This window comes from Actinocorallia aurea, from assembly GCF_054783995.1.
Map to the genome: position 1 here is coordinate 65,527 of NZ_BAAGPQ010000029.1, position 25,483 is coordinate 91,009.

General features: G+C 72.7%; 20 protein-coding genes and 1 pseudogene. 10 read left to right on the plus strand and 11 right to left on the minus strand.

The window, feature by feature from the left end; all coding sequences use genetic code 11:
- Window positions 1–76 precede the first annotated feature (76 nt).
- Together ACYVOM_RS32975 and ACYVOM_RS32980 are read right to left on the minus strand one after the other, a co-directional pair.
- On the minus strand, window positions 77–649 hold the full coding sequence (locus ACYVOM_RS32975) for a dihydrofolate reductase family protein (protein WP_460307480.1): 573 nt from the start codon (window positions 647–649) through the stop codon (window positions 77–79).
- Window positions 576–1,757, minus strand: coding sequence for an MFS transporter (locus tag ACYVOM_RS32980; protein ID WP_460307481.1), 1,182 nt, complete (start codon window positions 1,755–1,757; stop codon window positions 576–578). Before ACYVOM_RS32980 ends, ACYVOM_RS32975 begins: the two co-directional genes overlap by 74 nt.
- A gap of 47 nt (window positions 1,758–1,804) precedes the next feature.
- Between ACYVOM_RS32980 and pdxR the strand changes: the two genes are divergently transcribed.
- The gene (gene pdxR / locus ACYVOM_RS32985; protein WP_460307482.1) at window positions 1,805–3,181 is read left to right on the plus strand and encodes a MocR-like pyridoxine biosynthesis transcription factor PdxR; all 1,377 of its coding nucleotides are present in this window, start codon (window positions 1,805–1,807) and stop codon (window positions 3,179–3,181) included.
- Window positions 3,182–3,236: 55 nt separating this feature from the next.
- On the opposite strand, the gene ACYVOM_RS32990 is transcribed toward pdxR, so the two are convergent.
- The 3 genes from ACYVOM_RS32990 to ACYVOM_RS33000 form a co-directional block, all read right to left on the minus strand.
- Window positions 3,237–4,076: a class I SAM-dependent methyltransferase gene (locus ACYVOM_RS32990; RefSeq protein WP_460307483.1), complete on the minus strand. Its 840-nt coding sequence runs from the start codon at window positions 4,074–4,076 to the stop codon at window positions 3,237–3,239.
- A 112-nt stretch (window positions 4,077–4,188) separates the two neighbouring features.
- Window positions 4,189–5,397 carry a HEAT repeat domain-containing protein gene (locus tag ACYVOM_RS32995; RefSeq protein WP_460307484.1) on the minus strand — a complete coding sequence of 403 codons (1,209 nt, stop codon included), beginning with the start codon at window positions 5,395–5,397 and terminating at the stop codon, window positions 4,189–4,191.
- 23 nt (window positions 5,398–5,420) lie between these two features.
- A complete protein-coding gene (locus ACYVOM_RS33000) occupies window positions 5,421–6,551 on the minus strand; it encodes a HEAT repeat domain-containing protein (RefSeq protein WP_460307485.1) in 1,131 nt (376 codons plus the stop codon).
- Between the two features lie 491 nt (window positions 6,552–7,042).
- Between ACYVOM_RS33000 and ACYVOM_RS33005 the strand changes: the two genes are divergently transcribed.
- Window positions 7,043–8,632: a GMC oxidoreductase gene (locus tag ACYVOM_RS33005; RefSeq protein ID WP_460307486.1), complete on the plus strand. Its 1,590-nt coding sequence runs from the start codon at window positions 7,043–7,045 to the stop codon at window positions 8,630–8,632.
- Between the two features lie 295 nt (window positions 8,633–8,927).
- Here the strand turns inward: ACYVOM_RS33005 and ACYVOM_RS33010 are convergent, their stop codons facing one another.
- On the minus strand, window positions 8,928–9,140 hold the full coding sequence (locus ACYVOM_RS33010; RefSeq protein ID WP_460307487.1) for a hypothetical protein: 213 nt from the start codon (window positions 9,138–9,140) through the stop codon (window positions 8,928–8,930).
- Window positions 9,141–9,362: 222 nt separating this feature from the next.
- On the opposite strand from ACYVOM_RS33010, the gene ACYVOM_RS33015 reads away from it, so the two are divergent.
- The gene (locus tag ACYVOM_RS33015; RefSeq protein WP_460307568.1) at window positions 9,363–10,169 is read left to right on the plus strand and encodes a helix-turn-helix domain-containing protein; all 807 of its coding nucleotides are present in this window, start codon (window positions 9,363–9,365) and stop codon (window positions 10,167–10,169) included.
- A 17-nt stretch (window positions 10,170–10,186) separates the two neighbouring features.
- Window positions 10,187–10,369, plus strand: a complete 183-nt coding sequence (locus ACYVOM_RS33020) for a DUF397 domain-containing protein (RefSeq protein ID WP_460307569.1) — start codon at window positions 10,187–10,189, stop codon at window positions 10,367–10,369.
- Here ACYVOM_RS33020 and ACYVOM_RS33025 read toward each other — a convergent pair.
- Window positions 10,344–10,484 (minus strand): hypothetical protein, encoded by a 141-nt coding sequence (locus ACYVOM_RS33025; protein WP_460307488.1) that lies wholly within the window; start codon window positions 10,482–10,484, stop codon window positions 10,344–10,346. The genes ACYVOM_RS33020 and ACYVOM_RS33025 overlap by 26 nt on opposite strands.
- A 6-nt stretch (window positions 10,485–10,490) precedes the next feature.
- Here ACYVOM_RS33025 and ACYVOM_RS33030 point away from each other — a divergent pair.
- Together ACYVOM_RS33030 and ACYVOM_RS33035 are read left to right on the plus strand one after the other, a co-directional pair.
- Window positions 10,491–10,727 (plus strand): annotated as a pseudogene (locus ACYVOM_RS33030) (TetR/AcrR family transcriptional regulator); the annotation flags it as partial.
- 204 nt (window positions 10,728–10,931) lie between these two features.
- Entirely contained in the window at window positions 10,932–11,747 is an 816-nt protein-coding gene (locus tag ACYVOM_RS33035) for a VOC family protein (RefSeq protein WP_460307570.1), read from the plus strand.
- Here ACYVOM_RS33035 and ACYVOM_RS33040 read toward each other — a convergent pair.
- Window positions 11,734–12,621, minus strand: coding sequence for a helix-turn-helix domain-containing protein (locus ACYVOM_RS33040; protein ID WP_460307489.1), 888 nt, complete (start codon window positions 12,619–12,621; stop codon window positions 11,734–11,736). The two genes, ACYVOM_RS33035 and ACYVOM_RS33040, sit on opposite strands and share 14 nt — an antisense overlap.
- Before the next feature lie 180 nt (window positions 12,622–12,801).
- On the opposite strand from ACYVOM_RS33040, the gene ACYVOM_RS33045 reads away from it, so the two are divergent.
- The 4 genes from ACYVOM_RS33045 (at window position 12,802) to ACYVOM_RS33060 (ending at window position 18,025) form a co-directional block, all read left to right on the plus strand.
- The gene (locus ACYVOM_RS33045) at window positions 12,802–13,269 is read left to right on the plus strand and encodes a DUF4262 domain-containing protein (RefSeq protein ID WP_460307490.1); all 468 of its coding nucleotides are present in this window, start codon (window positions 12,802–12,804) and stop codon (window positions 13,267–13,269) included.
- A gap of 163 nt (window positions 13,270–13,432) precedes the next feature.
- The gene (locus tag ACYVOM_RS33050; RefSeq protein ID WP_460307491.1) at window positions 13,433–14,782 is read left to right on the plus strand and encodes a sensor histidine kinase; all 1,350 of its coding nucleotides are present in this window, start codon (window positions 13,433–13,435) and stop codon (window positions 14,780–14,782) included.
- A gap of 207 nt (window positions 14,783–14,989) precedes the next feature.
- Window positions 14,990–15,853, plus strand: a complete 864-nt coding sequence (locus ACYVOM_RS33055; RefSeq protein WP_460307492.1) for an amidohydrolase family protein — start codon at window positions 14,990–14,992, stop codon at window positions 15,851–15,853.
- 9 nt (window positions 15,854–15,862) lie between these two features.
- Entirely contained in the window at window positions 15,863–18,025 is a 2,163-nt protein-coding gene (locus ACYVOM_RS33060; RefSeq protein ID WP_460307493.1) for an acyl-CoA dehydrogenase family protein, read from the plus strand.
- A gap of 150 nt (window positions 18,026–18,175) precedes the next feature.
- Here the strand turns inward: ACYVOM_RS33060 and ACYVOM_RS33065 are convergent, their stop codons facing one another.
- The 3 genes from ACYVOM_RS33065 to ACYVOM_RS33075 are packed head-to-tail and all read right to left on the minus strand — an operon-like array spanning window position 18,176 to window position 25,483.
- Window positions 18,176–19,945, minus strand: coding sequence for a hypothetical protein (locus ACYVOM_RS33065; protein WP_460307494.1), 1,770 nt, complete (start codon window positions 19,943–19,945; stop codon window positions 18,176–18,178).
- On the minus strand, window positions 19,938–24,284 hold the full coding sequence (locus tag ACYVOM_RS33070) for a DUF6603 domain-containing protein (protein ID WP_460307495.1): 4,347 nt from the start codon (window positions 24,282–24,284) through the stop codon (window positions 19,938–19,940). Before ACYVOM_RS33070 ends, ACYVOM_RS33065 begins: the two co-directional genes overlap by 8 nt.
- Entirely contained in the window at window positions 24,281–25,483 is a 1,203-nt protein-coding gene (locus ACYVOM_RS33075; RefSeq protein ID WP_460307496.1) for a ComEC/Rec2 family competence protein, read from the minus strand. Before ACYVOM_RS33075 ends, ACYVOM_RS33070 begins: the two co-directional genes overlap by 4 nt.

Here is a 25,483-nt window from a genome sequence, read left to right on the forward strand (position 1 = left end):
ACCCAGCCCCTGCCCGAACACCTCAACTCGGCCGACGCAGGGCATGGTTCCTTCCACGCAGCGTGCCGGGACGACGTCAGCGGGTGTCGTCTGGTTTGGGCTTGGTGTGGGGGTGTTGGACGCGGTAGTGGAGGTGGGTGGTGTGGGGGGTGGTGCGGGCACTGAGGCACACGAAGGCGTGCCGGTCGGCTTCGGTGAACAGGCGGGTGCCGGAGCCGAGGGTGAAGGGGGCCAGTTGGAGGTGAAGTTCGTCGATGAGGTCGGCCTGGAGGGCCTGCCGGGTGATGTCGGCGCCCATGATGATGACGTGTTTGTCGCCTGCGGCCGTGTGTGCGCGCCGGACGGCGTCGGCGAGGTCGTCGGTGAAGGAGAAGGAGGCGCTTTTCATCGCGAGGTCGTCGCGGGTGCGGTGGGTGACGACGAAGGACGGCACCGGGTAGGGCGTGTCGTTCCACTGGCCGAGGCCGACGTCGAAGGTGCGGCGGCCGAGGACCACCGCGCCGACCGTCGCGAACGTTTCGGCGATGATCGCGCGATCGGCGGGCGAAGGGTCGAAGATCCAGTCGTGCAGGCGTTCACCGCCCGCCCCCATCGGCAGGTCCGGGCCGACGTCCGGCCCGGCCACGAAGCCGTCGAGCGAGAGTGTCACGTGTGCGTGCAGCATCGGGTTCCCCGTTCAGGGTGAGTGCGGTGAGGATGAGCGCCGCGGTGAGCGCGTAGGCGGCGGGGTAGCCGGTCAGGCCCGCCGCGACGCCGAGGGCCGCCGCCCCGAGGCCCATCCCGGCGTCGAAGGCGAGGTTCCACAGGGCGCTGACGGTGCCGTAGCCGGAGGCGTCGACCCGGGAGAGCATCAGGGCGTAGGTGGCCGTCTGGGCGAGGCCGAAGCCGGTGCCCAGAAGGGCCGCGGCGGCCAGGGGCGCGGGTCCGAGCAGGGCGGCTCCGGCGGCGGAGACGACGAGTGCGGGCGCGACCAGCCGGGACGGTCCGTGCCGGTCCGCCAGCCGCCCGCCCCACCAGCGGCTCGCCGTCGTCGCCACTGCCTGGATCAGCAGCGCGGCCGGCGCGATCCGGCCCGCCGTGAGCGGCAGGAACGTGATCGCCGCTCCGGCCGCCATGGCCGTCACGCCGAACATCACCGACGGCCTGACCAGGCCGGGGCTGCGCAGCCCGGCCAGCATCCCGGCCTGGTCCGCGGGGCCGCGGTCGGGCAGCGCGGGCAGGCAGCACAGCCCGGCCGTCGCGGCCAGGCCGCCGAGCACGAAGACCGGGGTGAAACCGACCGTGCGGGCCAGCCAGACGCCGAGCGGCAGGGCCAGCACCGCCGGGACCGCCGAGACGACTCCGGCCACCCCGAGGCCCTCGCCGCGACGCCCCTCGGGCACGAGCAGCGGGACCAGCGCCCCGCCGACCACGACCACGAGGCCGGTGCCGAGGCCGCGCGCGACCGACACCCCGCCGACCAGGGCGGCGGAGGCGCCGAGCGGGAGGAGCAGCGCGGGCAGGCCGAGCAGGAGCAGCCCGGCGCCGAGTACTTTGCGGTGGCCGAAGCGTGCCGTCAGCGCGGGGGTGAGGAGTTCGGCGGCGACCGTCGCGGCGAGCAGCAGCGCGTTGGCCGCGCCCGCCTCCGCCCGGCTCGCGCCGCCGCTCGCGACGTAGAGCGGCACGACCGACAGGAGCAGGTAGAAGCCGGTGAGCGCGCCGAAGGTCGTGGTGAACAGCAGGGCGAGCCGTCTGCTCACCAGACGCGATCGGGTCATGCGGGAACCGTAGAGGCGGGGACCGGCCTCCGCTAAGGTCCAATTCCATGGCCATCGAGTGGGCCGGTCGGTCGCCGGAGCTGCTGGTGCGGCTGGACCGCGCGGGGCCGCTGCGCGTCCAGCTGGAGTCCGCGCTGCGGGAGGCGATCCGGTCGGGGCGGCTGTCGCCCGGCGAGCGCCTGCCGTCGTCGCGGGCGATGGCGGCGCGGCTCGGCGTCTCCCGGGGGCTCGTGCAGGAGGCGTTCGACCAGCTCAGGGCCGAGGGGTATCTGACGACCCGGACGGGCTCCGCGACCCGGGTGGCGGAGCTGACGGTCCCGCCCACGGCACCCGCCGCCCGGTGCGAGCCCCCGGATCCGCCGATGCTCGCCGATTTCCGGACCGGCGTTCCCGATCTGGCCTCGTTCCCGCGCGCCGACTGGGCGTGGGCGCAGCGCGAGGCGGCCCGGACGGCCCGCACCGCCGATCTCGGGTACGGCGATCCGCGCGGCGCGCGCGAGCTCCGCGAGGTGCTGGCGGGCTACCTGCGCAGGGTGCGCGGCGCCGCCGCCGACCCCGGCGACCTCGTGATCTGCGGCGGCTTCGCACAGGGACTGATCCTCGCGCTGAGGGCCGCCGGGGTCCGCAGGATGGCCGTCGAGGACCCCGGGCACAGCGCCGAACTGCTGGCGGCCGCCGCCTGGATCGGCGTGGAGACGGTGCCCGTCCCGGTCGACGAGGAGGGCGTCGACGTCGCGGCGCTGCTCGCCTCGGGCGCGGGCACGGCGGTCCTCACCCCGGCCCACCAGTGGCCGACCGGGGTGGTGCTGTCCCCGGCGCGGCGCCGGGCGCTCGCCGCGGCGGACCTCCTGCTCATCGAGGACGACTACGACGCCGAGTTCCGCTACGACCGCGACCCCGTCGGCGTGCTCCAAGGGCTGTCGGTCGACCGCGTCCTGCTGATCGGCACGGTCTCCAAGTCGCTCGGCCCTGCGGTGCGGCTCGGCTGGGTCCTCTGCCCGCCCGCCCTGACCGGCGCCGTCGCCCGGCAGAAGGAGATCCTCGACCGGGGCTCGCCGCACCTGGACCAGCTGGCGCTGGCCGCGCTGCTCGCCTCCGGCCGCTACGACCGTCATCTGCGGCGGATGCGCACCCTGTACGCGGCCCGTCGAGAGGCCCTGGTCACCGCACTCGCCCGGCACGCCCCGCAGGTCCGCCTGTCGGGGCTGGCGGCGGGCTTCCACGCCGTCGCGCACCTGCCCGCGCACCTGTCCGAGGGCGAGGTCATCGCCGCCGCCCGCGAGCGGGGCGTGGCCCTCTACGGTATGAGCCCCCACCGCTCGGACGGCGCCCCCATCCCGCCCCGCCTCGTCCTGGGCTTCGGCAACCTCTCGGCCCGAACGATCCACGAGGCCGTCCCGCTCATAGCCCCTCTCCTGCGCTGACCCGAGGATCTCGGCCCGTACCGCGGAGACGGCGGCCGGTGGCCCACGCCCTGGGTCAGTGCTTGCGGGCGGTGATGAGGTGGCAGGCGGCGGTGAAGCGGACGTCGGGGCCGTGGACGTAGGGGGCGAAGGCGGGGCGGACGGTTTCGATGACGCGGGCGCGGGTGGTGTCGTCCAGGCCGCGCAGGAGGGTGCCGACGGGGCCGAAGGTCGTGAAGTAGGTGACGAGTTCGGCTTCGGGGAAGGCGCAGACCACGTCGACGGGCTGGAGGCCGATGTCGGCCCAGCCGGCGGTGGTCAGGACGCGGCGGACCAGGTCGGGGTTCGCGAAGCCGAACTGGCCGGGCTCGTCGGGCCGCCGGACGGGCAGGTCCGGGAGCAGCGGGGCGGCGGCCCGCTCGGCGGTGGTCATGAACGGGTTGTCCTCGACGGCGCGCCAGACGATCAGGCGCAGGCGGGCGCCGTCGGCCGCCGCGCGGCGCAGGTTCGCGAACGCGCGCGCGGGGTCCGCGAAGAACATGACGCCGAAGCGGGAGACGACGGCGTCGAAGGCGCCGGGAGCGAACTCGTGCTCTTGGGCGTCGGCGAGGACGAACGACGCCCGCGAGTCCTCCAGCGCCGCGCGTTCCCTGGCCATCTCGAGCATGGGGGCCGAGATGTCGACGCCGACGCACACGCCGTCAGGTCCGGCCCGCCGTGCCGCCGCGACCGTCGTGGCCCCGGTGCCGCACCCCACGTCGAGGACCCTGGCCCCCGCCTCGACGCCCTCCGCCAGCAGTTCTTCGAGCGGCCGGAACATCCCTTCCATCAGATCCCGGGACTCGACCCAGGCGCTGCCCGAGGGCCCGTTCCACCGCGCCCCCTGCCCGCTGCCGCGGGCGCTGTCCTCATCCACGGCCGGCTCCTCGGCCTCGGCGTCAATGCCGGGCGACGGCCCCGGCAACGTGCCCGACCAGCATATAAGCGCCGGACCCGCCGCGCCGTGGTGACCACGAGCTGCCTGGCGATCACCAGTCCTTTGGGGAGAGCGGTTCCGGCCAGTAGTACGGGACGCGCTCGCGGAGGCGGTGGTGGAGCCGGCGAAGGAACGCGTCGCGGTTCCCCTCGTCGGGCGGGGCGTCGGCGTCGGTGACCGCGGTCCAGTCGGAGTCGGCCAGCCGGTCGACGATCGCGTCGAGCGCGGCGTGCAGCTCTCGGACCAGGAACGCCTCGCGCAGAACGGCGCGCGACGGGGAAGGGGCGGAGGCCAGGGCACGGAGGGAGTCGCGGGCGGCGACGTCGCCGAAGATCGCGCGGGCGGACAGGACGCGGAGCCGGGCCTCCTCGGCCTGCGTGCCCGCGTGCCCGCGCAGGGCGGCCTCCGCGGCTTCGGCGGAGCCGAGGCCGAGGCGGACCAGGAGGACGAGGAGGCCTGCGGCGGCCGCGACGACCTCGGGCGCTTCCTCGTCCGTCAGCAGGGCACGGGTCTTCGCGAACAGTGCCTCCCCATGCCGGTGGCCCCATCTGCTGCGATAGAACTCGAACCGGCTCATCGGCGACGAATGGACCCGTACGCCGGCGAGACCGGTAAGGACGCCGAGGGCGTGCGCGCGGACGGCCGGGTCCGGGTCGTCGAGCGCCGTGACCATCCGGTGCGGGGCGTCGGGGGCGTCCCAGTGCTGCAAAGCCTCCTGCGCGGCCTGCCGGACCGTGGGTTCGGGGTCAGCGAGAGCGGCCCGGACCAGGGAGTCGAAGGACGTGTCGCCGAAGTCCTCGTCGATCGGCCGCAGGCCGCCGACCGCGGCGGCCCGCAGGGGCGCGTCGGGATGACCGGCCAGCGTCCGCAGCAGCGGCGGGTACAGGCCGGCAGGCCCTTCGCGGCCCAGGATCCGCAAGGTCTCCAGCAGGACCCGCGGATCCTGGTCGGGGACGCACAAGGTCGCCACGACCCTGGCCGGGGTCCTGGCGAGCCGCTCCCCGTCGAGCGCGCCTCGGCCGTGCTCGGCCCGCTCCATCAGGTGGAGGCCGCGCAGGACGTCGTCGGCGGAGGCGGCGCCGCACAGGGTGAGCGCGGCGCGCAGCATCACGCTCTCGAACCTCCAGGGGCTCCGCTTCCGGTCGAAGAGCCCGGCGAGATCGGGGAAGTCGGCCACCGGGATCGTCCGGGCGAGGCCGACCATCACCGTGACGTCCTGCCAGTGCCGGTCCCCTGCGCTGAACCGTTCATCGGTGGACACTGCGGGATCTCCTTTCGCGCGGTTCAGCCGTCCCAAGGCCGGGACACGTAGACGGAAGGGGGGCGGGGGTCGAAGTCGCGGTCCTGCGCGTAGTGCTCCGCGCGGAGCTCTTCGAGATGCTCGAGCCTGCGGGACGGGCTCCACCCGTCCCGGTCAGGCAGCCCGGACCACGTCGAGAGGTGCTGGGGGGGAAGGTCGGGGTCGAGGCAGCGTAGGACGGCGCGGATCGCCTCGGTCTCCAGCACCGCCTGGTAGATCGCGTACGACAGGTAGGCGCGGTCCACGGCCTCTTCGGCGAGTTCGGCGCGGAGCAGGCTCGCGGCCTCCTCGTCGCCCAGTTCGACGGCCTGCACCAGGACGCAGGCGCGCAGCTCGACGTCGTCCGTCGTGTGGAGCGGGCGCAGCAGCTCCCGGACCTCGGCCTTGGTGCCGCAGACCAGCGCCACACGGGTGAGGAGCACGACGGCGGAGGTCGCCGCGGCTGAAGGGTCGCGGGTGATGAGCCGGGTGAGCAGGTCGTGGACGGCCCGTTGTTCCCGGTCCAGCCAGCTGCTCCGGTAGACGGTGTTCCCGGACTGCACGAAGCACTCCTCCGCGAAGAACCTCAGTGCCGCGTTCCGGATGGCGGCGGCGGGATCGTCCAGCAAGGAGACGATCTTCTCCAAGGAAAGGCGCAGGCGACTGAAGCGGGCCTGATCGTGCAGGACGGCCAGCCGCACGCTCTCGGCGTCGTCGTCGAGGGCGGCCTGAAGGACCTCCGCGACGGCCGGGTCACGGAGGTCTCCGAGCCGCAGCAGCACGCCGACCGCGTGCGCGCGGACCCGCGGATCGGGGTGCCGCGCCACGGCCAGCGCCTCCGGCAGGCGCGCGCGCCCCTCCGCGCCGCGCAGCGAGTCGAGGGCGAGGGCGATCACCTCGGGGTTCCGGTCGGCCGCGCACAGCCCGGCGGGCGCGACGCCCTCCTTCCAGAGTGCGCGCAGCACCCGCAGGCCCAGCGCCACGTCATCGTCCGACGCCGACGCGCACAGCCGCCGCACCGCCTCCCGGGCGGACGGCCCCGCGTCCAGCACGCCGGCGTACCGGTCCGCCTCCTCGCGCGGGAGCGCGCGCATCAGCGCGATCGCCGCCCGCACCCGCCGTTCCTCGTCCCCCATCGCGCCCCCAACCGTCACGACCGTCGCCCAGGCTAGGTCCGCTCCGGCGGCGCCCCCAGTGACCGGCGTCCCAAGCCCGCCGGGACACCATCGGCCGGGCCGGGCCGGCTCGCCGGCGGGGGGCGAGAAGGATCACGGGGGCGGCGACGAGGAGTTCGCCGAGGGCGGCCCCGCGGATCCACTTCGCGGATCGGCGGCGGCTCCGACCGGGCCCGCGGCTTGTGCGGCGGCACACCGATCGTGTGCTGAGCACCGACGACGCGGCTGCGCGGAGCGCGAAAGCGCAGCTCGGAGGCCAGGTCGATGAGGATCGCCTTCCGCCGACGGTGTGACGGGCCCTTGCCGCCCCCTGGGCCGGGTTCTACGCTCCTGCAGTATCAATCATTACAATGATTGCAAAGATGATTCCCGCGGTTGAGCACTGTGCGTCTGCGGATGGGTGCCTTCTCGGCCCACCCGATCCATCCATCGGATGACCAGGAGTCGAAACAATGTCCACAGTCACCCCTGTCCCGGCCGTCGGCCGCAGGACCGTGCTGGGCGCCGCCGTCGGCGGGCTCGGCCTCGCCGTCGCGGCCCCGTCGCGGGCCCGCGCGGTGCCCGTGACCGAGTCGCGTGAGCGCGCCGTCGTCGTCGGCACCGGCTTCGGCGGCGGCGTGACCGCGCTGCGGCTGGCGCGCGCCGGAGTCCGCACCCTGGTGCTGGAGCGCGGCCTGCGCTGGCCGACCGGCCCGAACGCCACCACCTTCCCGCGCATCGCGAACGTCGACCGGCGCGCGGCCTGGCTGAGCGACCACAGCGGCATCCCCGGCGTGCCCGGCACGTGGAAGCCCTACACCGGCCTCATCGAGAGCCTCAAGGAGCAGGGCATGACGGTGCACTGCGGCGCCGCCGTCGGCGGCGGCTCGCTGATGTACCACGGCATGACGCTCCAGCCCACCGAGGAGTACTTCGCCGCCTCGATGCCCTTCGCCGCCGACGACTACGCCGCCCTCGACCTGTGGGCGTACCCGCTCGTCGCACAGATGCTGAAGATCGGGACGATCCCCGACGACGTCCTCGCGACCGACCCCTACAAGTCGTCCCGCCTGTTCCTCGACGTCGCGCCCAAGACGGGCCTCGACACCTTCAAGGTCCCGCTGCCCATCGACTGGTCGTACGTGCGCGGCGAACTCGACGGCCGCTACACCCCGACCTACACGACCAGCGACCTCGCGTTCGGCGTGAACAACGGAGGCAAGCACTCCATCGACGTCACCTACCTGAAGGCCGCCGAGGCGACCGGACGGGTCCGCGTCGAGACCCTGCACGTCGTCAGGGACCTCGCCCTCGACGCCCGCAAGCGCTGGGTCCTGCACGTCGACCGCATCGACACCGACGGCGTCCTGCTGGAGACCAAGCGGATCACCGCCGACGCGGTGTTCCTGAACGCCGGATCGGCCGGCACCACCCGGCTCCTGGTCAAGGCCCGCGGCAAGGGCCTCGTCCCCGACCTGCCCGACGCCGTCGGCACCGCCTGGGGCAACAACGGCGACCGCATCTACTCCTGGCTCCAGATGGACGGCGACCCCGGCGCCCGCCAGGGCGGGCCCGCCTGCGTCGGCGGCCGCGATCCCGACGCGAAGATCCCGTTCACCATCATCCACGCGGGCTCCCCGATCGCCCCGCCGAACGGCGCGAAGATGATGACCGTCGTCGGCTTCGGCATCGTCGACCCCGTCGGCACCTGGGCCTACGACGCCACCGCCGACGACGCCCGCCTCACCTGGTCCGACTCCGGCGACGCCGCCCTCCAGGCCCTGCTCAAGGAACGCATGACCGCCTTCACCACCGCGGGCGGCGGCATGATGCTCGACACCAACGCCGCCGAACGCTCCACCTGGCACGCCCTCGGCGGCGTCCCGATGGGCCCCGCCGTCGACCGGGCCGGCCGCGTCCGAGGCCACCGCGGCCTCTACGTCCTGGACGGCTCCCGCATCCCCGGCTCCACCGGCGCCTGCAACCCGTCCATGACCATCGCCGCCCTCGCCGAACACAGCCTGGCCACGATCCTCCTCCAGGACCTAGGCCGAGTCTTCTGACGACCCCTTCGGGGGCGCCGAACATGGCCGGCGTCCCCGAAGGCCCCGAACCGAACGAACGAGGCGGACGCGGTCGTGACGTCCTGAACGGCTCGCCCGTGGCAGGCTTCCCGAAGAGCTCCTGCCGTCGGCGGACGCAACACCCGGGAAGCCCGCCGAAGCGGCGGGCGATCGCGGAGCGGGGCGCAACCCCGCTACCGCGCGGCACAGTGTGGAAGGTCAGGCGATGGCGGTGATGTCACCGTTGACGAAGTAGATGGCCTGGTGAATGCGCACCGTCCCGGGCCGTAGTTCCTTATTTCGGGGGCTCGATGCGGGACTGGGCGGCGAGGGAGGCGGCGAGGGTTTCGGCGGTGTCCTCGATGAGGGTCATCGCGAGGCCGGCGCCGAGTTCGTGGGCGGTGAGGTGGTAGCGGTCGCGGCGGGTGGCGATGAAGAGGGACGTGGGGGTGGGGCGGATCATCCAGTGGGGGTAGCGCCGCTGGAGGTCGGTCAGATCGGTCGTCATGCCTGGTCCTTGGGTTTGTCGGTGGATTCGGTGACGAGATTGGCATGACGGAGTTACTGTCGGCTACGCAACAAGCACCCACCGGCCCGCACCCGGAGCATCCTGGATATGCACCTCGCATCGGGTGCACCGCTACCGCCCTGCACCTTGTAGGCCACCTGCGGCACCCGGGTGCGCTCGACTGCGACCGGTATCGAACCGTGCAGAGAGGTGAAAAACGTGATGTCGTACGCGAGGCGTATCGAAACGATCGTTCAGCGACTTTTCACTGAGGAGCTCAAGGCGCGGCGTGAAGCCGGAGGGCTTTCCCGGGTCAGGCTCGCCGAGTCGCTGGGGTGCACCCGGCAGTGGTTGGACAAGGTCGAGACCTTGGAAAGGACGCCGTCCGGAGGGCTCGCGGATGACCTGGACACGTACTTCAAGACCGGTGGGACGTACAGGCGCCTATGGGAGGCGCTCAGGGAGGTGCGGAAGCTCGTCCTGGTCCCGACCGGTTTCCTTCCGATCATCGACATCGAGAAGGAGTCGAATCGGATCAGGGTCTATGAGCCGATGCTGATTCCCGGCCTGTTCCAGACGGAGGAGTACGCGAGGACGGCCTTCGCCGTCGCGCACGAGCCTCCGCAGGTGGAGGAACAGGTCGCCATTCGCATGGCGCGACAGGAGATCATGGACAAATCCAGCCCGCCGTGGATCTTCCTGCTGCTCCGCGAGAGCGCGCTCCGCGATGTGCCCGCCCACTTGCTCCCCGAGCAGTGCAAGCGTCTGCTGGACGTTTCGGAGCGCCTCCGCGTGTCGGTCCAACTCTTGCCGATGGGCGCCCCGGTCTTCGTGGGCGGAGCCTTCCAGATCACCAGCACGGAAGCCGCCGATGTCGTGTTCGCCGATGCGGCCAACGGCTGCGGGCAGACGATCCAGGACCCGGAAAAGGTGGCGACCTTCGCCCTAAACTTCGAGCAGATCAGATCGTCTGCGCTGTCGGCGGAGGAGACCAGGAGTCTCATTCGGCGGATCATGGAGGATGCGTGAACGCGGCAAGGGGCTCTGTGGACTGGCGTAAGAGCAGCTACAGCGATTCGGTCGGGTCGAACTGCGTTGAGTTGGCCCCGTTGGGGGTGTTTGTTGGGGTGCGGGATTCGAAGGATCCGGAGGGGAGTGTGCTCGTGGTCGGGCGGGGGGTGCTGCGGGAGTTGTCGGTGGCGGTCAGGGGGTCTGCGGGTGTTGGGTGAGGGTCGTGGTGAACAGCAGGGCCGCCCATGCGATGGCGAAGGCGAAGCGGACGAAGTAGAGCCGGCGCAGTGCCGCGCCGAGCGAGGGGGCGGAAACGGTCTCTGTCGTGGTCATGGATCGATGTTCTTCGCGAGGGTCGCCCGGGTCGGGTGCGAGGGGAGGGCCGTGGTGAGCGAGGCGCCGGTGGATCGGCAGGACGTCAGGACGCCGGGGAGGGGCGCCGCGCAGACGCGTGCGCGCATCCTGGAGGCGGCCGGTGAGCTGTTCTACGCCGAAGGGATTCGCGCCACCAGCGCGGATCGCATCATCGAGCAGGTCGGGATCACCAAGGTCACCTTCTATCGGCACTTCCGCACCAAGAGCGATCTCGGATGTCGCCGAAGTGCTCGCGGCCGCCTTCGACGCCGTCCTGGCGGCAGCCTGAGGTCCGGGATCGCGCTGCGTCGTGGTCGTCAAAGCGCTGGCGGCGCGGGGCAAGGACCGGGCGGAAGGTGCGCTGGCCGGGGTAAAGGTCTTGGGGCGGGAGGTCTGGGACGGATCGGGGCAGCCGAACATAGAGCTATGGAGCATGATCGGTATCCGCTGGGGGCGCCCTGCTGGGTGGAGTTGAGCGCCCAGGACATCGATGGGGCCGAGTGGTTCTACGGTTCGCTCTTCGGCTGGGAGGTGCACCGGCTTCCGGCCGGATTCCCGGTCTTCACCCTCGACGGGGCGCCCGTCGGCGGGCTCTGGCCTGAGCCGATCTCGGCAGGGGCGGCCTCCTGGGCCGTCTACTTCAGCGTCGAGGACATCGGCTCGACCAGCGCGCTCGTCGAGGACGCCGGAGGCCGCGTCGTCATCGAGCCCTGGCCGTTGGAGGACTACGGAGTCCTCGCCGGCTACCTCGACCGCGAGCACGTCCACTTCATGGCCTGGGAGCCGCGGACCCGTCACGGCGCGCGCGTCTCCGGCGAGAGCTTCACCTGGGCGTGGCCGGAACTCGTCACGCGTGACATGGACGCCGCGACCTCCTTCTACCCGCGCGTCTTCGGCTGGGGACGGACCCGCGAAGGCGAGCAGACCCGCTGGACCGTCGAAGGACAGCCCGTCGCCGGCCTCTACCCCGTCCCGCCGGAGGCCCCCGACGAGGTCGTGTCGAGCTGGGTCGTCCACTTCGCCGTCCCCGACCTGGCGCGGTGGTCCCGCCGCGCCGAGGACCTGGGCGCCCAGCGCCTCGTCGACGTCGACGACCCGGTCTTCGGGCCCAGCACGGCCTTCGCCGACCCGCAGGACGCCGTCTTCGTCCTCGTCCCCGCCTCCACCGTCCCCGCCCGAGTCCGCCGCCTCACTCCGGGGTCGCCGGCGCCTTACGGCCACCGGATCGTCACCCCGCCGTGACGCCGGTTCCTTCTCCGCGACCGAAGAGGCCGATCCCCAGGTCGACGACGGGGACCGGGGGAGCGGCCAGCCGGCGCAGCGCCTCGGCCGTGCGCGGCTCGCCCGGCGCGGGCGTGTAGCCGTAGAGCACCAGGCCGGGGGCGCCGGGCACGTCGAGCGCCGCGTACTGCAGGATCATCGGTCCGACCGCCGGGTGGATCACGCGCTTGAGCCCGGTGCGGTGGAACCGGACATCGTGCTTGTCCCAGCGGGCGCGGAACTCGGGGCTCGCGGTGCCCAGCTCGTCGATGAGGTCGGCGAGGTCGCCGTTGCGGGGCGTCCTTCCCGTCTCGGCGCGCAGGAGCGCCGCCGCGACGTCGGCCATCGCGTCCCAGTCCAGGTAGAAGCCGCGCGACCGGTCGTCGAGGAACACATAGCGGGCGAGGTTGGGCGGCTCGCCCGCTTCGTAGGCCTCGCTGTAGAACGCCCGGCCCAGGGGACCGGTCGCCACCACGTCGAGCCTGCCGTTCTGCACGACCGCGATCGCGCCGGTGAACGCGTCGAGCAGCGCGTGCACCGGGGCGGGCAGCTCCCGCGTCGGGAGTGCCGCGGGGTCGCGGTCGGCGCGGGCGAGGGCGAAGAGGTGGGAGGCCTCCGCCTCGTCCAGGAGCAGGGCGTGGGCGATGGCGCGCAGCACCTCGTCGGAGACCCCGGACAGGTGGCCGCGCTCGATCTGGATGTAGTACTCGGCGCTCACCCCGGCGAGGGCGGCGACCTCCTCGCGGCGCAGGCCGCTCACCTTGCGGCGGGCTCCCCGAGGTAGCCCTACCTGCTCGGGCTGCACCTTGGCGCGCCGGGTCATCAGAAACTCGCGGAACTGTCCAGCGACGGTCACGGTCAGCGATTCTACCGGTGAGAGGTGTCGCCAGACAGGGGATCGCAGTCCCCCCGTGACCAGCCTCTGGCTCGGCCGCGCCGACTACGGCAGGCTCGTCACCGACTACCGCCGAACGGCCCGTCACCCTCGGAGGGGCGGCGCACCTACGCCGACCGGGAAAGGCAGCTGAAGCCGCGGATGGAATCGGTGTTCCACACCCGGATCAGCAACGACATCGCCGAGCGCGGATGGGCGCTGATCTGCAAGCCCTCGATCCCGCTGGACACCTATGTGTCGTACTCGGTGGGCCTGCCGCAGACCCTGCGCCTTCCCGACCTCGTGCTGCTGGGCGTCGGCCCGTCGGCGTCCCTGACGATCCTCGGCGCGCTCGTCGACGCCTCCTGCTCCGGCGTCGACGTGCTGGACCGCGCCGCGGTGTTCGACGCGCTCGGCGGCCGCCTCGGGATGGCGCGTCCGGCGGTCCAGCTCATGCCGGTCGACGCGTCGTGGCTGCGCGACGCGTCGCTGTTCGCCGAGGCCCGCGACTACGGCGGCGGCCTGCCCGCGGCGATGCACCAGGTCGTCATCGCCGACCCTGAGGGGCGCTTTCCCTGGCAGCCGGGCTGCGCCCAGGTCGACGTGGCCCGGCTGTGGCAGCCGCGCTGAGCCTCACCGCTCGCACGAGTTGAACAGATCTTCAATCCCGCGGACGCGATCCGCGCGCGATCTCGGGCAGGAACCTCGATGACGCGCCCTTGAGAACCGGGGCGCTCGCCCGGACGCGGAGCCGTGCGGCGTTCGGGGCCGAGTACCGGGGGAGGGCGGGCAGGTGCGGTCCTGGTCCATCCGCGCGCGGTTGACTCTGCTGGCCACGCTCGCCATGGCGCTGGTGTGCGCGGTGTCCTGCGCGGCCATCACCATGGTCAACCACCGGCAGGCCGTCATCTTCCAGACCAGCCAGATCGAGGGCCAGGCCCTGCAGGTGGTGCGCCTGATCCGCACCGGCGACCTTCCGAAGAACCTGCCGACCTCCGGTCTGGGGAGCACCTCGGTCCAGGTCGTCGACGGGCGCGGAGCGGTGGTGTCGGGCACGGGGGACCTGTCCGATCGGGACCGATTGTCGGGCGTCGTGCCGCCGAGCGACCGCGTCACTTCCAAAGGGACCTGGTGCGACCTTCCCGACGCGCCCGGCTGCGTGCGCATGGTGATAGTCCGGGTGCACCGGCCGGATGGCGACTGGTTCGTCTACGCCTTCGACCGGGCGTTGCCCTGGTATGTCGGCCCGCGGTTCATCGGCTGGCTGGTGGCCGGAACACTGCCGGTGCTCCTGCTGACCGCGCTGGGCACGTCCGTGGTCGTCCGGCGGGCGCTGTCGCCGGTCGGGCGGATCCGCCGGGAGGCCTCGGAGATCGGCAGGTCGGTCGCCGCGGGGCGGAGCCTCGGCCGCCGGGTGCCGCTGCCCGAGCACCAGGACGAACTGCAGGAGCTGGCCGTCACCATCAACACGATGCTGGAGCGCCTGGAGGCCTCGATGCTGCGCCAGCGTCAGTTCGCCTCCGACACCTCCCACGACCTGCGCACCCCCGTCACCGGCATGCGCGCCGAACTCGAAGAGGCGATGCTGCACCCCGACGACGTCGACTGCCCCGCGCTCATCGCCCGCCTGCACATCAGCGTCGAACGCCTGCACCGGCTCGTGGAAGACCTCCTGGCGCTCAGCCGCCTGGAATACGGCGGCCCCGCCGAACTGCAGAGCCTCGACCTCGCCGACCTCGTCCTCACCGAGGTAGCGCGACGCGAACCCGACGCACGCCTGCGCCTGAACACCGAGCCGGTGACCGTGCGCGGCTCGGCCCTCCAGCTCACCCGCCTGCTCGGCAACCTCCTCGACAACGCCGAACGCCACGCCGCCCGCCGCATCGACGTCCGCGTCCGCCAGGAAGGCGACGAGGCGGTCCTCGAGGTGGAGAACGACGGCGACACCATCCCCGCCGAAGCCTGCGAGACCGTCTTCGAACGCTTCACCCGCCTCGACGCCTCCCGCACCAAGGACACCGGCGGCAGCGGCCTGGGCCTCGCCATCGTCCGCGAAATCGCCCACGCCCACCACGGCGCCGCCACCGCCGCCCCCACCCCCGAAGGCACCCTCCTCCAAGTCCGCCTCCCGGCGGCCCGCTGAAGCCCCGCGCGCCGGCGGCCGGTGCGGGCTTCGTTCAGGGGGTGCGGGGCAGCAGCGGTAGGCGGGCGGACCTGGCCGTAGGACTTCCCACTCGTTAGAACGTGATTTCTGTTTGGGCATGACCAGGGTCGTGGCGTAGAGGGTTTGGTCTTGACATGGATAGAACGAAGTTTCAGGATCTGATTCCACGCACGAGAGGAGCCCGTGATGGCCTTCCCCGAGGGCACCCCCGTCATCGACACGATGATCGCCTTCCCGGAGGCGGGCTCGGCCCGCTACGACTTCATCCGCGCGCAGACCAAGGACGTCTCCTCCAAGGAGGAGATGGAGTTCCCGGCGGAGTACATGTTCAAGGAGGTCCCCAAGGACCTGCCGACCGACGACCCGATCGCCGTGACGCTGCGCGAGATGGACCGCTTCGGCATCACCCACGGCCTCATCGGCGTCGAGGACGAGGTGTCGCGGGCCGCGCTGAAGCTGTTCCCCGACCGCTTCGTCGCCTCGGGGAACATCGACCCGAACACCGGCATGGACGGCATCCGCAAGATGGTCCGCGAGCACGAGGGGTTCGGCACCCGGGCCGTCGGCGTCTTCCCGGCCGGCACGTTCCCGCAGGTGGCGATCAACGACAAGAAGATGTACCCGTTCTACGCCAAGTGCGTGGAGCTGGACATTCCGATCTTCGTGTGCGCGGGCGTCCCGGGCCCGCGGCTGCGGATGGACCCGCAGCGCGTCGAGTTGATCGACGAGGTCATGTACGACTTCCCGGAGCTGGTGATGGTGACCCGGCACGGCTGCGAGCCGTGGACGGACCTCGCGGTGAAGCTGATGCTGAAGTGGCCGGGCCTGCACTACTCGACCAGCGCGTTCTCCCCGAAGTACTACCCGAAGGACATCATCGACTTCGCGAACACCCGCGGCGCCGACAAGGTCCTGTACGGCGGCTACTTCCCCATGGGCCTGTCGCTGGAGCGGATCTTCGAGGCGATGCCGCACGTGCCGTTCCGCGATCACGTCTGGCCGAAGTTCCTGCACGAGAACGCCCGCCGCGTCCTCAAACTCGACAGGTAGGACCGGCCGATGACCCTCGGACTCGATCAAGAACACCACGCCCTCGCCGAGGCGGTCGCCGGGTTCGCCGAGCGGCACGCGTCCCGCGCGGCCACCCGGCGGGCCCTCGACGCGCTGAGCGCGGGCGAACTCCCCGAGAGCTGGGAGCGGCTCGGCGAGCAGGGCTTCCTCGCCGTGCACCTGCCCGAGTCCTGCGACGGCGGCGGAGGCACGGGGGTGGACCTCGCCGTCGTCGTCGCGGAGATGGCCCGCAGCCTGTACCCGGGGCAGTTCCTCGCGACGGCGCTCACCAGCGCCGTCCTGACCTGGGCCGTCGACGGGCCGCCGCCGGAGACCGCGCTCAAGCGCTTCGCGGCGGGCGCTCCGGGCACCCTCTCGCTGGACGCAGGAGCGCTCATCGCGCGCGAGACCGCCGACGGCTACGAGGTCACGGGCACGACCGGGCATCTGCTGTCGCCCGCGCACGCCGATCTGATCCTGCTCGGCGCCGAGGCCGAGAGCGGGACCGTCTGGTTCCTCGTCGACGGCCAGGGCCTCGCGCCGAACGACCTCGCGGCGGTGCCGGGCGTCGACCCCACGCGCGACACGGGCCGGCTCACCCTGAAGGGGTACCCCGTCTCCCGGGACTCGGTCGTGGCCGTGGACGCCGCCCGCGCCGCCCACGTCGTCGCGACACTGTGCGCGGCCGACGCGGTGGGCCACGTCAGGTGGGGCCTGGAGACCGGTCTCGCGTACGTGAAGACGCGCGAGCAGTTCGGCCGCCCCGTCGGCTCCTTCCAGGCGATCAAGCACAAATGCGCCCGGATGTTCATCGAGCAGGAGACCATGGCGGCCGCCGCCTGGGACGCCGCCCGCGCGTTGGGCGGCCCCGCCGACCAGCTCGCGCTGGCCGCGGCGGGAGCCGCCGTCACCTGCGTGGCCCCGGCCCGCCGCCTCGCCCTGGAGATCATCACGCTGCTCGGCGGCATCGGCTACACCTGGGAGCACGACGCCCACCTCGCCTGGCGCCGCTCGATCGCCCTCGGCGCGCTCGCCGGCTCCGCCGCCTCCTGGGAGCGCAGGCTCGGCCTCGCCGCCCTGGACGGCGAACGCCGCTTCGACCTCGAACTCAGCGACGACGATCCGGCCTTCCGGGCGGAGGTCGCCGGGGTGATCGCGCGGGCGGCGGACGGTGAGGGGCGGGCGCTGCTCGCCGCCGAGGGCCTCGTCGCGCCGCACTTCCCCGCCCCGTACGGCCGGGCGGCGACGCCCGCGCAGCAGATCGTCATCGCCCAGGAGTACGAGCGGGCGGGGGTGCCGCAGCCCGCCATGGTGATCGGCGAGTGGGCGCTGCCGACGGTCATCGCGCACGGCACGCCCGAGCAGGTCGAGCGGTTCGTGCCGCCGACGTTGCGCGGCGAGCTCGTGTGGTGCCAGCTGTTCAGCGAGCCCGGTGCGGGCTCCGACCTCGCGTCCCTGACGACGAGGGCCGTCAAGGTCGAAGGCGGCTGGCGGCTGACCGGGCAGAAGGTGTGGACGTCCAGCGCGCACGAGGCCGACTGGGGCATCTGCCTGGCCCGCACCGACCCTGACGCGCCCAAGCACAGGGGCCTGTCGTACTTCCTGGTCGACATGCGCGCCGCGGGCGTCGACATCCGGCCGCTGCGCGAGGCCAACGGCGGCCACCTGTTCAACGAGGTCTTCCTGGGCGACGTGTTCGTGCCCGACGACCGTCTCGTCGGCGCCCCGGGCCAGGGCTGGACGCTCGCCCGCACGACCCTCGGCAACGAGCGCGTCAGCATGGGCGGGATGAGCGGAACCGCGCTGGACCTGCGCGGCCTCGCCCGCGCCGCAGGGGCCCCCGCCGATGACGCGGTGCTGCGCGACCTCGGCAGGCTGACCGCCGCATCCCAGGCGATCTCGGCGATGGGCCTGCGGGCCACCCTGCGCAGCGTGTCCGGTCTCAAGCCGGGGGCTGAGGCGAGCCTGATCAAGGTCGCCGCCGGGTGGCAGACGGCCCGGATCGGCGACACCGTCCTGGAGTGGGCGGGCGACGCCGCCCTGCGCGACGGCGACGCCGACGAGGCGGTCCACGCCTACCTGTCGGTCCCGCCGCAGCTCATCGGCGGCGGCACCGTCGAGATCCAGCTGAACGTCATCGCCGAACGCATCCTCGGCCTTCCCCGCGGTTGACCCGCCCCGGGCCTCGGGCGCCGTCCCGAGGCCCGCCGCCGTCCAGCCCGTGAGCGGTACACCCCGTCGGATGCCGGTCCCCTATCCCAGAGGATCGCGAGACCACGCACGACCTCGTCGTCGGCCCGAGCCGCGACCCGGGCGGGACCTTCACGGGTGGGAGCCCTCGGCGAGGAAGGTGACGCGTTCGGTCGTCGCGAGCAGGTGCGCGGCGAGGGCGGCGGATCCCAGCGCGGGCCGGCCGAGGACCGCGGCCACGCGATGAGCGAGCTCCGCGAGGGGGACGGTGCGCTCAGGACCCAGGCTCAAGGGCGTGAGGGGCTCCGCGCCGGAAGCGCGTGGGGTGATCGTGAAGAATCCCCCGGCCCGCGTCTCGACGGCGAAGTGCATCGCCTCGGGAGGTTGCGCCAGGTCGAGGCGGTCGACGCCGCCGACGAACAGGCAGAGCAGCACGTCGGGCGCGAGCCGTTCCGTGCGGACCGGGTGCAGCGCGGGTCCGGTCCTGCCGTGGGCGGTGACGGTGAGGTCGGGGTGGTCCGCGACCAGGCCGGAGCGCAGGAGGACGCCGGTGAGGGGAGGGACGGCGACGGGGAACGGGTGGGCGGCGTCGTCGGCGGCGTCGGCCGAGGTGAGGCGGCCGATGCTCGCGGCGCCGTCGACCAGGTGGGCGACCCAGGTGCGGTCGAGGTGGAAGAAGCGCAGGGACTCCGGTGGGAGCAGGCGCTCGTCGGGGACGAGGTAGCGCAGGGGCACGCCGCGCAGGACGGTGAGGCCGCGCAGGAACTCCAGGACGCCCGCGGGCGGCGCGGTGTCGATGCCGGCCACGGCCAGCGGGTGGTCCTCGGGCTCGGGCCTGCGCAGCCGCTGCGCGCGGCGGCGCTTCCAGCCGTAGAGCGCGGTGGCGGTGGCGGTGTGCTGGAGGGCGAGGAGGCGGCCGAGCTGCCAGGCCGCGGCCCGGCTGCCGTCGAGCATCCCGGACCCGGGGTGGTAGCGCAGCAGCTGGTCGGCGGCCCGCACGGGCAGCCGCGGCTCCGGCGGAACGGGGCCGACGGCGAGCGGGCCGCGGTACCAGGAGAGGGTGCGGCCGCCCTGGCGCAGCCGGTGGCGGACCGGCACGTAGCCTTCGCGCAGGAACGGGTCGGCCCGCGGGTCGCCGCTGTCGGGCAGGTGGAACAGCCCGCGCTGCCGGGTCAGGGCGCGGGCCAGGTGCGGGAACGTGCGGGCGGCGTCCAGGCAGGAGAAGCGCCAGCTCGCGAGGGTGACGAGCCGGACGAGCGCGCCGGGCCGGGCTGGTCCGAGGTCGAACCCGCCGGGCCCGTACCGGTCTTCGACCGACACCAGGTGGACGGTGCTCTCCGCACCCGCGGCGGGCAGCCGGCCGCCGACGACGACCGAGGTCCGAGTGCCGTCGGCGGCGTGCCGGACGTGCGCGAGGTACGCCAGGTCAGCGGGCGACGGCATGATCCGGGCCAGAAGGTCGCGCGGCACGTCGATCACGGTGACGGGGTCCTCGGGACGCTGGTGCCGTTCCGGCTCGGGCACCCGGACGTGGACGGCGTCGGCGGTGAGCGTGCCGAGCGTGACCGTCTTGGGGGAGGGTCGCTCGTCGGCGTCGAACAGCAGCAGCACGAGCCAGGGGCGGGTACCCGGAACACCGGGATCGCGCTCCCAGGGCAGGGTCGCCCGGTCGAGCATCAGGTGAGGCAGCACCGCCGCGTGGTCGCCGGTGCTGCCGTCGGGCGGGAAGACGGCGCGCACCGCGGCGGGCGGCAGGGCGAACCGCTCGCCGCCGACGGTGAAGTCGCGTGCCGCGGTGAACGGTTCGGGCTCGGTGGAGACCGACTGCCGCACGGTGATGCGGTAGTCGCCGGACGGAACGCCCGGCACGAGGTGGTCGATGAGCCTCAGTTCCTCAGGCATGGGCCACCTCCGGGGCGGCGAGCAGGTCGTCCGCGGTGAATCCGGCGAGGTCGAGGGCGGCGCCGGGCAGCAGCCTCGCGGCGATGGCGGCGCGGGCCTGCGCCCCTGCCGCGAGGTCGGCGGTCGCGCCGGGGGCGGGGCGGAAGGGCGACCGGGGAATCCAGGCGAAGGCGTCCCGTTCGGTGAACAGCGCGGCGGGCGCGGTCAGCTCGGTGGCCGGCACCGCGACCGACGGTCCCGGCTCGGGGTCGGCGGGCCGGATCGTGTAGCCGGTGAGCGCGTTCTCCACCAGCGCGGGCGCGTCCACCGCAGGGGTCAGGCGCGAGCCCCACAGGGCGGCGGGCAGGCTCTTGCCGACGGGCTCGAACCGGAACAGGTGCTCCACCGAGGAGCCCCGGCGGCTGATGCTGATGTGGTGGACCGAAGCGAACCCGCCCGGGGCGAGCCCGACGGGCGCGACGCCGAGCGCGGTCCCGGTCACGGGCAGGTCGACGATCTCGGGAGTGGGGAAGCCGCCGGGCCCGGAGATGATGTCGGACCCGGGCGGCGGGACGGATCGGGGCTCGGCGGGCCCGGCCCGTCCCGCCGTGCTGGGGATCGCCGCGTCGGTGCCGAGGACGAGCCCCGTCGGGTCGAAGGCGCCGAGGTCGGTGCCGGACCCGGGGACCAGGGCGCCGCCGCGCGCCGAGATCGTCACGATCTTCCCGGCTTCGGGGAGCTGGGCCGCGCGGAACCCGCTCCACGGCACGGGGTCGGGTGACGCGCCGGACGCCGAGCCGAAGGAGATCGCGAAGGACACCACACCGAGGTCGATCGTCGCGGTGCCGCCGAACTCCGGCCCCCAGAGGTCGACGTCGGTGCTCACGTACATGGTGAGGGTGTGCGTGCCGAACAGCGAGAACGTGTAGGAGGCGCCGACGCTCAGATGGAAGGACGCCTCGTAGTGGTAGGGCTGCCAGGCGATGAGGAAGTCGATCGAGGCGTCGAACCAGGCGCGCAGCGAGCCGTCCTCCCACGTGGCGCTGAGCGCGGCGCCCGCCATGAGCGCGGCAGGGGTCAGCGCGTAGTAGGCGGAGCCCTTGAGCGATAGCTGCTCGCTCACCTGCCAGGTGAAGCTCGGCCGGGGCACGACGGGGTAGTGCGCGGGCGGCGTGAAGTGCGGGTGGTAGCCGCCGACGCTCAGCACGAAGTCGCCGTGGTGCTCCGCGCCGAACCAGGTGGCGAACGCGAACCCGCCGGTGAGGCGGCAGGCGCGGGAGAAGAGGTAGGAGTCCGGCGCGAGCTGGGCCTGGAGCAGGAAGTACCCGTCGTCGGGCGCGAAGACGGCGCGCAGCGCGAGCCTGATCTCCGCGACCGGCGTGACCTGGCGTCCGGCCTCCGGGGCGGGCAGCACGAGCGTGGACACGCCGAGCACGTCGAGTTCGCACTTGTGGCCGAGGCCCGCGACCGCGAGCAGGAACGAGTCGACCATCTCGAACGAGGTGAAGTGGACGCCGAAGGCGAGGAAGAAGTCGCCCGGCGAGGGCGGAAGGTAGGGCTCCAGCCGTTGCAGCTCGGCGGTGGGGTTGTCCGGGATCCGGGCTCCGATCGCCTCGGCCACCAGGGGGAAGTCGGCGATCTCGTCGATCGGCGGGGCGGTGAACGCGCGGTTGTAGCCGAACCCGGCGGCAAGGCCCCGCACGAAGAAGAAGGCGGGGCCGCCGATCGGATGGTCGAGGAACGCGTGGACGAAGAGCGACGGTCCTTCATCGAGCTGGACATAGGAGCCGAGCGCGCCGACCGAGAACGTCTCGGTGGACAGCGACGCGGCGCCGGTGTAAGCGGTGACGTCCAGGCCGCGGTAGGAGACGGTGCCCTTGCGGAACGCCCCGCTGAGCGCGAACGGGCCCTGCGCGTAGGACAGGCCGAGCCCGTCGAGGTCGAAGTCGTGCGAGGCGCCCGGGTCCGCGAGGGAGATCCCCGCGGAGAGCCCGGAGCAGGACAGGGTGAGGCCGCCGAGCGACACGGCCGCGTCCAGCAGCACCCTGAGCCGCGCGTCGTCCCCGGGATCGTGTCGGTAGGCCATGCCGACCCGCTCCACGTGGACGGGGCCGAAGCTCCGCCGCACGTCCAGCCACGCGACGTCGGTGGCGGGCCGCTCAGGCGTTCGCGCGGGCGCGGCCGGCCCGGCGACGGGCAGGGTCATCGGCTTGCTCAGCGGCCCGAGCCGGAGCACCCCGTCGAGGGTGAACCCGGCCGGAAGATCGCCTTCGGGGAGCGGCTTGACACCGTCGGGCAGCAGCGGGTTGAGCGCCGCGAGGTCCGCCCCGGCGAACCCCGCCCCGGCGGCGATGAGGCGCAGCGGATCGAAGCCGACGATCGAGTCGCCGGTCAGGGCGGGCCCGACGACCGGAAGCCCGGCCAGGTCGAGGGTCGCGGTGAGATCCACCATGACGAGATGGCCGGTGCCGTCCGAGGCCAGGACCGCGTCCAGGACGTCGATGACGATCCCTGCCGGGACGTACGGCGCGGCGGACGGCACCAGCGCCCCGACGAGCGCACGCACGCTCGGCGACGGATCGGACGGGTCGCGCAGAGAGGACGCCGCGTACAGCGTCTTCTCGCGCTCCTCGGTGAAGTGCACGGCGAAGACCAGCGCGGGCTCGCTGAGCGTGATCCGCCCGCCATAGGACGGCGGCGCGTCGTCCCCGCCGGTGTCGATGTCGACGGTGAGGTCGACCTCGGCCGTCCCGAGCGGCAGCAGCATGCCCGCGGTGAAGGTGAGCCGCCCGTCGCCGGTGGCGAACGACGCGGCCAGGTCATGGACCTCCACCCCCCGGATCGGCGCCGGCGGCGTCAGCCCGGTGAACCGCTCGGGCAGCGTTCCGATGATCTCCCCGACCTTCGCCCGCTGTCCGGGCAGGCTCGCCCCCTCGAATCTCCAGCCCGCGTCGTCGTCATAGGACGCGTGCAGCCGAAGGCTCATCGCGAGCGCCGTCAGCACGGCGTCCGTGGTGAACACGGCGGTCTCCCCGTCGACGGCGAGCGAGAACCCGACCTGGTCGAGCGTGACCCCTTCCAGGACCTCCCAGGCGCCGGTGAGCTCCAGGTATCCGTCGCCGTGCACGCCGCCGTCGGGCGGCACGTCGAGGCGGACGCGGAACTCGGACACGTCAAGTGGTGGCAGATGGCCGACGTCGTCCCGGTCGGTGAAGGCCTGGTACACCTCGTGCAGGCTGAGCGGCTCGGCGCCCGCGCGCAGCGTGCCGCCCAGGGAGATCCCGTCGTCGAACGAGGCGCCGATGTCCAGCACACCGTGCTCGCCGATGGCCACGAGCCCGCCGAAGACGACATCGACCTCGGGGGCGTCGGACAGCGGGCGCGTGATCTGGAACGTCACGTCCACCGCTTGGAGTTCCAGGACGCCCGCGTCCCAGGTGTCGTCGGTCTCCAGCGTGAGGCTCGCCATGCGCAGGGGCTCGGCTCCCGCCGGGTCGAGGAGGAGCGTCAGCCGCGCGGGGACGACGGGCGCCTCGATCTCGAAGCCGCCGGGGACGTCCAGGCTCTCCCGCCGCAGGAAGGCGGTGACGTCCGCGAATCCGGACCGTCCCGCCGCCCGGAGATCGGCGGTGAGCAGGACGGGATCGCTCCAGCTCCGGATCCGGGTGGTGATCGGGATCTCGAACGTGCTGCGGTAGGAGGTGAAGGCGACGGTTCCGGTGAGGACGACCTGCCCGGCGACGGTCATGTCCCGGCCGAAGAGGTCGAACTCGGGGTCGCCGAAGATCTCGTACCGGACGTTCGAGACCGTGAGCAGCCCGAGATCGAGCGCGGCGCCCTCCGGGCCGAGGAGGGTGACCTGGGGAACGGGCGTGACGCCCGGGATCTCGTCGAGGATCACGATCCACCCGGAGACCCGGTGGCCCACCCCGGGTACGAGCAGGTCGAGCGGCGCCGTCTCCGTGGTGATGACGAGATCGCCGGTGAACGTGAAGCCGCCTTCGGCGCTCCGCTCCAGCGCGGGCTCGCGGAACCGGAGGGCGCCGAGAAGGCAGTGCCGCACCGCGGGGAAGCCGTCGGACAGCGACCAGTCCTCGGTTCTACGCTCCTCGGGCAGGACGCCGGTCGCCGTGACGCCGAGCGAGGTGAACGAGGCGGTCATGAAGAGTCCCTTGAACGGCCCGTCGAGAGCGGTTCCGGAGACCTGGACGCCGTCGCCGTTCGGGAGTTCGGTGCGGACCGCGCCGCGCAGCACGAGGGAGGGCCCGAGGTCGCGCAGCAGCGCGGCGTCGCCGAGGCCGGTGAGGTCCACCCCGTCGGTGGTGAGGACGACCGCGGCGCCGATCTCCCCGGGCGTCATTTCCCGGCCTTGTTCGGCGCGTCCGTGGCGTGGTGGTGGACCGTGGTCCCGGTGGACCAGATCGGCTGGTTGGTCGGGTAGCTCCTGTTCGACCCGGCGCTCCAGCAGGGGACCGGGTGGTCGTCGACGACCCTGTTGCGGAGCCTCCTCATGGAGATCTCCCAGTTCATCACCACGTCCATGCTCGGCAGGTGGTTCTTCCCGCTGGTCGCGGCCGCGCAGATCACCGCGGTGTTCGGGTTGGTCAGGGCGATGTACCTCTCCTGCGACGAGGTGACCTCGCTGCCGTGGTGGCCGACCTGGATCAGCTCGAGGTCCTGGATCTTCGCCCGATGGTGGTTCATCAGGTAGTCCTCGGTGCTGAAGGTCGCGTCCCCGACGATCAGGATCCGCTCGGAGAAGGCCGTGATGAGGGTGACGATGGACCCGATGTTGTCCGGATCGGCACCGTCGTCGTCGCGGGACCGGGTGACCCCGGCGGCGAGGATGTCGACCTTGCAGTGCTCCTCGTCGAGGATGCGGATCACGTCGCCGACCATGAAGGCGGGCTCGCCGAGGTTGCCCTTGCGGTCGTCCTGGGGGATGGGCCGGCCGCGCAAGGTGCGCACGGGATCGCCGTTGCGGTCCAGGCAGTGCTGCACGCGCCTGGCGGAGGCACCCCGCTCGCGGAGGTGCTTCATCATGTTGACGCCGTGGTCGCAGGCGTAGGAGCTGAGTTCCTGCGAGTGGTAGACGGATTCGTAGACCGCCGCGGTCTCCTCGAAGATCGCGGGAATCCAGCAGTAGTGGTCCTTGTCCGGGTGCGTCATGATCAGCGCGTGCACACGCTGGTGGTTCAGCATGAAGCGCGGTTGCCCGAGGATCTCCCGGCACTCCTCCAAGGATTTCGTGCCGGTCCCGTCGGTGGCCGTGGTCCCGCAGTCGATCATGATGAACCTGCCCTGCGGGCTCATCATGATCGTGCAGTCGCCCTGGCCCACGGGCAGGATGCTCAGGTAGAAGTTGCCGTCCCCGCGCGTGCCGCCCATCTCGTCCACTACGAGAGGGGGGTCGGTGGTGATCTTCGTCTTGACCTTCTCGGTGGTCTTCTTGAGGGTCTCCTCGCGTGATCTCCGCAAGTCGGTGCGCGAGGTGCCGCCGGAGCCGTCCTTCGTCCTCTGGTCGCGGGGCAGATCGCGGTCGCTGGTTCTGCGTTTCAC